Source organism: Streptomyces sp. NBC_01283 (assembly GCF_041435335.1).
Lineage (GTDB): Bacteria > Actinomycetota > Actinomycetes > Streptomycetales > Streptomycetaceae > Streptomyces.
Window position 1 is genome coordinate 9368898 of sequence record NZ_CP108430.1, and the last position, 10054, is coordinate 9378951.

The 10054-nt window shown below is 67.5% G+C and carries 6 protein-coding genes and 2 pseudogenes; 2 read left to right on the top strand and 6 right to left on the bottom strand.

The annotated features are described in order from the left end of the window. Positions 1-217: 217 nt before the first annotated feature. A complete protein-coding gene (locus OG302_RS42335) occupies positions 218-1018 on the bottom strand; it encodes a thioesterase II family protein (RefSeq protein WP_371524568.1) in 801 nt (266 codons plus the stop codon). Positions 1019-1310: 292 nt separating this feature from the next. Continuing rightward, positions 1311-1794, bottom strand: a pseudogene (locus OG302_RS42340) (IS5/IS1182 family transposase); the annotation flags it as partial. 1537 nt (positions 1795-3331) lie between these two features. Between OG302_RS42340 and OG302_RS42345 the strand changes: the two are divergent. Continuing rightward, positions 3332-3985 (top strand): LmbU family transcriptional regulator, encoded by a 654-nt coding sequence (locus OG302_RS42345; protein ID WP_371524566.1) that lies wholly within the window; start codon positions 3332-3334, stop codon positions 3983-3985. Between the two features lie 64 nt (positions 3986-4049). On the opposite strand, the pseudogene OG302_RS42350 reads toward OG302_RS42345, so the two are convergent. From OG302_RS42350 to rfbA, 3 genes and pseudogenes are all read right to left on the bottom strand, one after another. Next, positions 4050-4712 (bottom strand): annotated as a pseudogene (locus OG302_RS42350) (ISKra4 family transposase); the annotation flags it as partial. A gap of 505 nt (positions 4713-5217) precedes the next feature. Further along, on the bottom strand, positions 5218-6249 hold the full coding sequence (gene rfbB / locus OG302_RS42355; protein WP_371524564.1) for a dTDP-glucose 4,6-dehydratase: 1032 nt from the start codon (positions 6247-6249) through the stop codon (positions 5218-5220). Continuing rightward, the gene (rfbA, locus tag OG302_RS42360) at positions 6246-7154 is read right to left on the bottom strand and encodes a glucose-1-phosphate thymidylyltransferase RfbA (protein WP_371524562.1); all 909 of its coding nucleotides are present in this window, start codon (positions 7152-7154) and stop codon (positions 6246-6248) included. Before rfbA ends, rfbB begins: the two co-directional genes overlap by 4 nt. Before the next feature lie 205 nt (positions 7155-7359). On the opposite strand from rfbA, the gene OG302_RS42365 reads away from it, so the two are divergent. Continuing rightward, complete coding sequence (locus tag OG302_RS42365; RefSeq protein ID WP_371524560.1) at positions 7360-8718, top strand: activator-dependent family glycosyltransferase; 1359 nt, start codon at positions 7360-7362, stop codon at positions 8716-8718. Positions 8719-8977: 259 nt separating this feature from the next. Here the strand turns inward: OG302_RS42365 and OG302_RS42370 are convergent, their stop codons facing one another. Further along, positions 8978-9724, bottom strand: coding sequence for a BTAD domain-containing putative transcriptional regulator (locus OG302_RS42370; RefSeq protein ID WP_371524558.1), 747 nt, complete (start codon positions 9722-9724; stop codon positions 8978-8980). Positions 9725-10054: the final 330 nt, after the last annotated feature.

The window sequence follows — 10054 nt, forward strand, 5'->3', positions numbered from 1 at the left end:
ATCTTGATTGGCCGAATCTCTCCGGGCATCCGGCGGCGGCCGGGCGTACATGCCGGAGGGGGCTGCAGGTGGCGGTGCCGTCAGCTGGTAATCGGACACCTCCGGGGTGGCGGGCGGGTGTGGCGGTGCCGCGGATATGGAGTGCCGGTGGACTGACGGTGCGTCAGATCGCTTGCCTGGTGGCGACGAAGGCGAAATCGGGCCATGCCGCGCCCTCTCAGGCGAGCAGGTCTCGCGCCGGGCGCCGCGAGACGAAGGCGGACACGTCCCGCAGAATGCTCCGGGCCACGTCCTGCACCTGGTCCTCGATGTAGAAGTGGCCGCCGTCGAAGACCTGGACGGTGAATTCCGCCGTCGTGTGCTCGGCCCAGCGGAGGAAGCCGTCGTGCGGCACATGCGGATCGTGGTCCCCCACGTAGCCGCTGATGGGGCACCGGACCGAGCTGCCCTCCGGGTGGCGATACGTCTCCAGCGCCGTGAAGTCGCCACGCAGGGCGGGGACGATGGTGGCCAGGAGCTCCTTGTCCGCCAGCACGGCCGGCGGCGTACCGGCGAGGTCCGACATCCATGCCATGAGTTCCTCGTCGTCCAACCGGTGGACGCCTTGGTCCCGCTCGACCGACGGTGCCATGTTGCCCGAGACGATGATCCCGGCCGGACCGGGGCCCGGTCCCCGCTCCAGTCGTTGTGCGACCTCGTAGGCCACGACGGACCCCATGCTGTGCCCGAACAACGTCAACGGGCGGCCCGTCCAGGGCTCCAGAGCCGCGACGGCTCCGTCCGCCAACTCCCCCAGATCCGTCAGCGCGGGCTCGTCCAGGCGGTCCTGCCTTCCGGGGTACTGCACGATCAGCACCTCGGCTCCCTCGGAAAGGGCAGCCGACAGGGCGAAGTAGGCCGATGCGGAACCCCCGGCGTGCGGGAAGCAGACGAGGGTGGGGGCATCGCCCCTCGGGGGGTGGTACTGGCGTATCCAACCGCCGCGGGCGGCGGCGCCTCGGCTGCGCGTGTTCGTCACTCCATGCTCCTTCTTCGGCCGATGGATTCGGGGCCATTGCGCAGATCTCAACGTCACGCGATCGAGTCGTTCTTGGTCTTCCGGCGCCACGGGGCCGGATCCAGCGCGTCGATCATGGGAATGAGCTGATCGTCCAGCAGCCTGCGGACGGCGACACGTTCAGCACCCGGCACTCGCAGAGGGCGCTCGCGAGGCTCGTCGGGGCTTTCGTGGTGCTGGTACTTGCTCGCGAAGCAGCTTAGACCGACCGGCAAATGGATCACTTGGGGCGGCGTGTGGTGGGACGCCGATCTCAGCGGTAGTGAATGCTGGCGTGGCGGATCAGTATGCGGAGAGTGACGAGTGCTGCGGCCAGGAGGAGGCAGAACTCGACGACGGTGCTGTTCTTCTCGGTGCAGCGTCGTAGTTTGCCGTAGCTGTCCATCCACGAATGCGTTCGTTCCACGACCCACCGCTTGCCGACCTGGATCGGGGCGGGCACGCCCTTGCGGGCGATCTTGCCGGTGAAGCCCAACTCCCGGAGCGGAGCGCGGGACGTGGTGCTGCCCGGCCCCGTTCGAGGTCGACGTTCACGTCGTCCGGCAGGGGCCCGACCGGTCCGTGGCCGCTTGGAGAGCCGGTCCGAGCAGGGGCGAGTCGTGGCGGGTGGCTCTCGCCACGACCAGGCCGAGCGGGACGCCGCGGGTATCAATGGCCACCGAGCGTTTCATGCCCTGCCTCCCGCAGTCCACCGGAGGGCAGCCGCAACTGTGGCCGCCACAGGGGGCCTTCGTGATGCGCCATCCACGTCGGGGACACGACGGCGGTGACAGCCAACTCGGGTGGCCCGCAGCGAACTCCTCCCGAGCGGGCGGAAGTGCCACGAACTGCGCCCAGAGCAGGGGAGATGGCAGCGCGGGCAAGGCGGCCCTTCGTGATCACCGGGCGTAGAGAACTCCGTGATCACGTGGACTCGTGGTCGTTCCGATGCCCACGCCACGCCCCGGGCCGCGATGGCCGCTCGGTCTCCAGCAGGGTCAGCCCGGAGCGGATCACTGATGTGCCGCATGTGATCGTCAGCCTCAATCGGCATGAGGCGCTGTCCTGTCGACTGGACAGCCCCAGGGAGCCCCCGAGATGCGGCTGCAAAGGCTTCACGTTGCCGATCGGGAATCCCGATTGACAGCGGCTGGCTGAAGTTCCCACGTACGGCCAGTTGCAGAGTCACGCTCTGTTGCCCTGCGGCAGGGTTGGAGGCTTCCCCCTCGGCCGCGGCATCCGAGGGCAGGCATCGCTCACTCTCCGAGCGCGTAAGTGATGCAGATCACGGCGAGGGTCGCGCTATGAGCAAGATCATCCACTTCGTCCACACTTCGCTGGACGGCGACGTGGAAGGCGCCAACGGCGAGTTCGAGTGGCCAGCCATGGGGCCGGAGCTGTCCGCCTGCTGTTCGGCCTGATGGAGCGCGCCGACACCCTCCTGTACGGACGTCCGCCTGGGAGATGACGGCCGGCTTCTGGCCGAACGCCGAGTCCATGTCCGATGGCCCGCACGATCTGTAATTCGCCCCGATCTGGCGCAGTACCCCCACGGTGGTGTTCTCCCGAACTCCGGCCGAGCCCGGCTGCGATGGGCGGCGCATCCTTGGCTGCCAGCCCGCCTCACCATGACGTAGCCGCAAGAACGTCCACGCAACGTCACCGCTGGCGGAGTTGCAGGGACGGGGCCGGCCGATCGAGGAGAAGCCGCGCCGGTTCACATTGCCCGCGCATCCGGACAAGAGACTGGCGCCGGGCTCCGAGAGTGTCGGTCAGCAAGTGCCGCTTGCGGCCGTTGACCTTCATCCTGACTCGGCCGTTGTCGACGAGGCAGCGCACCGCGTCGATTCGACAACAGGCCCCTTGGTTCTCGCTGGACTCGACATCCGCGAGTTATCAGAGGCCCTTCCTTCATGCCTCCACACCGATCAACTCATCCGATCCAGGGACCCGTTCGAAGCAAGCCGAGCACGTGCGGGGGCGGTCAGCGCGTCCACGCCCCGGCCGTGGGTGAGGAACGGCGCGGCCTACGGCGCTTCGCGCGGGGGCCAGGGCAGGGCAAGATACAGGTCATGCAGGAGGGGCTCGTGTTGTTTCCGCCCGGGCCGACCGATCATGCCCGGGCGTCTCACCTGACGATGTCAGGCAAGCCCTTGCCCGGACACAACCCATTGGGCTCTACTTGTCCATCGTCTAAAGGCGTCGCGCCAGGCTGGAACACGTTTGAGTCGCATGTTTCAGCGCGGCACGGGATTCACCTGACTCGCACGCAGAACGTTCGGTAGGGGGAATGGAATGTCTATTTCGCGATCCGATACCAGAACCACGTTACGTCGCCAGAGCGATGCCGAGACGGTCGTCGGGCAGCGGGGGCCCATCGACAGTCCGCATCGCAGCCAGGTACTGACGACGAATGTCGGCCTTCAGATCCCTGCCGGACTGACCTTCGAGAACTGGGAGAACACCGGAAGAAGGCTTTCGGGAATCATAAATTCCTCTTCCTGGTGGCTCGGGGACTGGCTCATATACGGGAAGGACCACTACAGCGATCGTTACGAGCGAGGAATTCGCACTGTCGGTCTCCGCTATCAGACGCTTCGTAACTACGCCTGGGTATCCCGTCGTTTCGCCATAGACCGGCGACGGGCCGCACTCAGCTTTCAGCACCATGCCGAGGTGGCCTCACTGTCGCTGGCGGAACAGGATCACTGGCTCGACCAGAGCGAGGCGGGCGACTGGAGCACCAAGCAATTGCGCAAGGCCGTGCGTCTTGCGCAGGAGAACGAGATCGCCGGCGAGGACCAGGACACCAAACCGACCGAGCGGCTCGCCGTTCCGATCGGCCATATGCGGCGGTGGCACAGCGCCGCATCGCACGCGGGGATCGATCTCGAGGAGTGGGTGCTCGTCACGCTCGACAGCGCGGCCGAAGAGATCCTGGCGGGGTAGACACCGCACCGGAACCGGCGTGGGGCCTGTGGCCGGCGAGGATGGGTGCAGATTCTTTGAAGTGACGGTCGGAACCTGGGCAGAGGCGTTGGTGGCTGCCCAGGTCCCGGCCTCGCGGCTGCCGACCGGGTGGAGCAGGAGGTGCGGGCGGAAGCGGCGGGCGGCTTCGTTCTGGATCAGGTCGACCACTTCTGCCCCGCTTTCGGGCGTCCGCGCGCAGGGCTTCGGGGCGCATCACCACGCCCTTGCCGTCGACCTGGATGATCAGCCGCAACTCGCAAGTGCACGGAGTGGGGATCTTCACCGTGCAGTAGGCGGCGTTGTCGACAGCGCAGGCGAGGACTAGTTCTTTGAGGCGGCGCCTGCCAGGACCTTCCCGTAGCGTCGCTCGACCGCGGCGGCGGCCTGGTCGAAGGAGCTGCGGACCGCTTCGAGGCCGCGAGGCGGGCCAGGCCGCGCGAGTGCCGGCCGACGGGCAGCGACAGCTGGGCATCGGCCAGGGACACGTTGGTGACACCCCGCCGCGATGGCCGATCCGGCTCACCCGCACCGGACCGAACACGCAGGTCAGCAGGCGACGATGCCCCGTCTCCCGCCAGGGGCACGGCTGCTGTCCTGCACCACCTGCCGCAGCACCTCGCACCCCAACTGCTTGATCTGCACGTCGAGTTCGTCATGGCTCAAGGCGGCGGCTAGCCAGTGTCGAGACGAGGCGTTCGAAGCGGCTGTCCTCTCTTCGCCTTGCCTTGGCGGACGTTGAGCATGCCGTACCGGCCGAACTGCGGCGCCAAGCGGGTTCCGCCCCCCCGTCGGTCACGTCCAGCTTCGACGTATCGGTCCGCCGCGGCCCCCACGTAGATGGTCGCATCCCGATACGCGGCCCAGGCCTCCTCGCGGGTGAACGCCTTGCCTCAGGGCTGCCCTCGCAGCCCTGCAGGTGCACCAGGGCGTTCCACTCGTGGGCGATCGCCACCGGATAGGCGCCGAACGCCTCCTCGCATGCTGGCACCCAGCCGTAACGGCCGAGGGCGCTGCAGCAGCGGGCTGCGGCGCTGATAGCGCACGGTCAGCCCCTCCACCTGCTCAACGAACGTCCTCCGACCACGGTCCGGGCCGTCGCAGAACAACCGCCGCGGCCGCAGACAGCGCCATCGGCCGGCGTGCGGCAATAGCGACTGTGCGTCCGCGCGGAACCGCGACCGGAGTCCGGACAAGCCACCACGTGGGGACGTCTACGCGGGCAGACCGCCAAGAGGCCCCGTGACCGCCGCCCGTTCTCCCGGGCCCGCGCTCTGGCGACGCTTGAGCGGTTCCCACCAGTCGCGGTTGTCGCGGTACCAGGCGAAGGTCTCGGCCAGCCCGGATTCGAAGTCGTGGCGCGGACTGTAGCCCAGCTCGGTCCGCATCCTGGTGCAGTCGATCGCGTAGCGCCTGTCGTGGCCCTTGCGGTCCGGAACATGGAGCACCTGTGTCCAGTCCGCGCCGCAGGCCGCGAGCAGCCGGTCGGTCAGTTCACGGTTGCTCAGTTCGATGCCGCCGCTGATGTTGTAGACACGGCCCGCGCCGCCGCCGGCACGGACCAACTCGATGGCCGCGCAGTGGTCCTCGACGTGCAGCCAGTCGCGCCGGTTCAGCCCGTCGCCGTACAGCGGGACGTCACCACCGTCGAGCAGCGTCGTGAGGAACAGCGGGATGATCTTCTCGGGGAACTGCCGCGGCCCGTAGTTGTTGCTGCACCGGGTGACCCGCACGTCCAGGCCGTGGGTGCGGTGGTACGACAGGGCCAGAAGGTCCGAGGCCGCCTTGGAGGCGGCGTAGGGCGAATTGGGGTCGAGGGGGTCCTGCTCGGTGCGGGAACCGCTCTCCACCGAGCCGTAGACCTCGTCCGTGGACACGTGCACGAAGCGGTCGACGTTGTGCCGCAGCGCGGCGTCCAGCAGGGTCTGGGTGCCCGTGACGTTGGTACGGACGAAGGCGTCGGCGGAGGCGATCGAGCGGTCCACGTGGGACTCGGCGGCGAAATGTACCACCTGGTCGGCCTGTTCCATCAGCTTGTCGACGAGGGGGGCATCGCAGATGTCGCCCTGGACGAACGTCAGCCGGGGATCGCTGAGATCGAGGTTGTCGAGGCTGCCGGCGTAGGTCAGGCTGTCCAGCACCGTGACCCGGGACACCCCGGAGTCCTGCGCTGTGTCGGCTGCGAGCAGCATCCGTACATAAGCGGAGCCAATGAATCCGGCGGCGCCGGTGACCAGCAGATTCACAGCGCCTCCAGAGGGAGCGGGGGCAGCATGCCCGCCTTGCAGAGGCGGGCCCGCTCCATGACGTAATCGCCGTAGGGCGAGTTGCCCATGCGCGACCCCAGCGCTTGGCAGTCGTCCGGGTCGATGTACCCCATGTGCATGGCGATCTCCTCGATGCAGCCCAGCCGGATGCCCTGTCGGCGCTGCGTGTCCCTCACGAATGTGCCTGCTTCGAGCAGGGACTCATGGGTGCCCGTGTCCAGCCACGTGACGCCCCTGCCCAGCCACACCAGCTCGGCGGTGCCCATCTTCAGATAGACGCGCAGCAAGTCTGTGATTTCCAGCTCGCCCCGGGGGGACGGCTCCAGGTCTCTGGCGATGTCCGTGACCTGGGCGTCGAAGAAGTAGATCCCCGGGATGGCGAGGTTCGAGCGCGGCTGCCGGGGCTTCTCCTCGATGGAGACGAGTTCGCCCAGCGAGTCGATCTCGGCGACGCCGAACCGCTCCGGGTCGGCCACCTCGTGGCCGAACAGCACGCAGCCACCCATCTTGAGCGCGGTGCGCCGCAGCATGGTGGGCAGGTTGGCACCGTGGAAGAGATTGTCCCCGAGGATCAGCGCGCACTGCTCGCCGCGGATGTGGTCCTCCGCTACAAGGAAGGCGTCGGCGATGCCGCGCGGCTTGTCCTGCGTGGCGTAGTCGATGGACAGCCCCAGCTGCCGACCGTCACCCAGAAGGGCTTGGAACGCGGGGAGGTCGGTCGGACGCGTGATGATGAGGATGTCCTGGATGCCCGCCAGCATGAGCACGGAGAGCGGATAGTAGATCATCGGCTTGTCGTAGACCGGAGCGAGTTGTTTGGAACTCGTGAACGTGAGGGGCTGCAGGCGAGTGCCGTTGCCGCCCGCGAGAATGATGCCTTTCATTCGCTCTGCGCTCCCTCATGGTCGGTGTTCCCGCATCTTGGGGGGCCCGTCCAAAGCCGTTCTAATGCGCTTCTTGGAGGAGCCGGCCCGATGCGGAGAGCGGTGGGCACCGGGAGTCGGGCGGCGGGGCCGGCACAGGGACCTCGAGTGTGCCGCCCGGATCCGGGACATCAAGAGAGGGCCAAGACCGGCTCAAGGTGGCCGGGTGAGGGTCTCCTGTGTCCGGCTGGGTGCGGAGTTCCTGAAGGGGCTGATCGGCTTGAGAATCCTGTTCACCTGTATTCCTTGGCGGTCCCACTTCCAGGCTCTTGTGCCGCTGGCCTGGGCGCTGCAGGCGGCGGGGCACGAGGTCCGGGTCGCGAGCGGCCCGGAGCTGACGGACGCCATCACCGCCTCGGGTCTGCCGGCGGTGCCCGTCGGTTCCGACGAGCCGGTCATCGAGAAGCTCGACGCGCTTCTGGTTCCGGAGGTGATGGCGAAGGTCCAGGAACTCGCGGAGCGGGGCGACCTTTTGACCGACCTGGCGGAGAACCGCGAGGAGGAGCTCACCTGGGAGCGCCTGCGATGGGGATATCAGATGACGCAGCGGACCCAGGCGGCCATGAACGATGCGATGGTCGAGGAGCTGGTGGAGTACTGCCGCTGGTGGCAGCCGGACCTGGTGCTCTGGGACTGGCTGAGCCACGCGGGCGCGATCGCGGCCACGGCGGTCGGAGTGCCGCACGGGCGCACGCTGACCGAACTCGACGTGGTGGGCCGTATGCGCCGGCATTTTCTGCGGGTGCGTCAGGAGCAGGCGCCCGAGGACCGCGAGGACCCGTTGGGGGACTGGCTGGGGGAGTGGGCGCAGAAGTTCGGTGCCGAGTTCTCCGAGGAGATGGTGACCGGGCAGTTCGCGATCGAGCAGATGGTCGGCTCGATGCGGCTGGAGTCGCCGTCGCCGCATCTTCCGCTGCGCTATGTCCCCTACAACGGGCCGTCGGTGGTGCCGCATTGGGCCCGACGCGACCCGGCCAAGCGGCGCGTGCTTGCCACCTACGGACTCAGCCTGGAGCAGGCCGAGAGGCATCAGGCCACTTCCTTGGAGCAGATGCAGGGGATGCTGGATGCGCTGGCTGATCTGGACATCGAGCTGGTGGTGACGCTGCCCGAGCAGTTCCAGCGGGAGCTGGAGCGGGTTCCCGGCAATACCAGGCTGGTGGAGTTCGTTCCGCTGCACGCCGTCGTCCCCTCGTGCTCGGCTGTGATCCACCATGGCGGCGTGCCCGGGTTCCTGGAGGCGATCGCGCACGGGGTGCCGCAGCTGGTGATCGGCCGCGCCGTTCCCGATATCGGGGAGCGTGGCCCGCGGCTGGAGCGGTCCGGGGCCGGCCTGTGGATCCGGGGGGACGCTCCGGAGGACCTGGACGGGGGGCGGGTGCGGGAGCAGCTGGTGCGGCTGCTGGAGGAGCCGTCGTTCGGGGAGGCCGCCGGACGGCTCGGCCAGGAGCTGGCGGCGCAGCCGTCACCCGCCGAGGTCGTCCGGGAACTGGAACGGATCGTGGACCGCTCCGGCTCGCGCTGAGGGGTGCCACGTAAATGATTTCCGCCGGGTCGGTGACGCGGATGCCCACCGGGCATGTCGTTCACCCAGCCTGCGAGAGGCGGATGCCGTCCACGATGACGAAGAGCGGAGCGTGCCGGTGCAGCGTCAAGTTCACGCGCCGGCACGCCGCGACCAGGACGGCTCAGACGCCGTGATCACACCAACCGCACCAAGATCATCTCGGTCACGGCCAGGCAGTACGGGGCGTCCCTCGGCCGGCACGGCCGTCCGGGGCCGGTCAGTGGCCGTTGTCCATCAGAATCGAACGCTGGATGTCCTTCAGCGCCGGGCCGGGTTCGACGCCCAGCTGTTCCCGCAGGGTCCGGCATGCCTGGTGGTAGGCGATCAGGGCGTCGCCCCGGCAGTCGCTTCGATGAAGCGCCAGCATGAGTTGCCGGTGGAACACCTCTCGCAAGGGGTGCTCGGTACTGAGGAGGTAGAGGTCACCGACGAGCTCGCGGTGGTGCCCGAGGGCCATGTGCGCCTCCATCTGGCCCTCCCGGCACTCCAGTTGGATCTCGTCGAACCATGCCTGGAACCCCTGCAGGATCGGGCCGCGTGCCGCAGTGGGCAGCGGCCCCCGGCACAGTGCGAGCGCCTCTTCGAAACTGCTGACCGCATCCTCGTGCTCGCCGTTCCTGAGCCGGACCCGGCCTTGTTTCACCAGGCGGGTGAGGTCGTGGAGGTCGAGTTCGCCCGGACCCAGCGTCAGCATGTATCCGGAGGGACTGGTGACGACGGGGCTTGCCGCCGCCCCGGGATGGCGCAGAAGCTTGCGGACCTGGGAGACGTACACATACAGGCCCCCGATGGCGCTGCGCGGCGGCTCGTCGCCCCAGATTTCGGTGATGAGCTGGTCGACGCTGACAACCTGACCGGACCGGATGGCGAGAGTCGCCAGCAGAATTTCGACCTTCTGCGCCCCTATGGCCTTGATGGTATTTCCGTTAGCGACGCGGACCGGTCCTAAGATCTCAAGCCGCATACTGTGAACTCCTATTTCTTGGAACGGTGAAAGGAGTATAAATACTGGTCGAAGGTGATGCGGTGAAATGTACTGCGGATGCGCCTGAACATACCTCACGTTCCCGGGCGGTGAGTCAACGGGAACTGGTCTTCGGTGTCCTGTTGGCGGGACACCTTCGCCGTCCAGCGGCCAGTCCAATCATGGTTGACACGATATTAGGTCGACGTGGTTACCTAATGTGTGTTCCATTGGCTCGCGAACAGGCGGCCTGCGGAATCGGGGTGAGGGAATGTCAACTACTCAGGAGATCAATTGCGTGTGAGCGGGTGAGTGCCGCGTTTCTTTGTC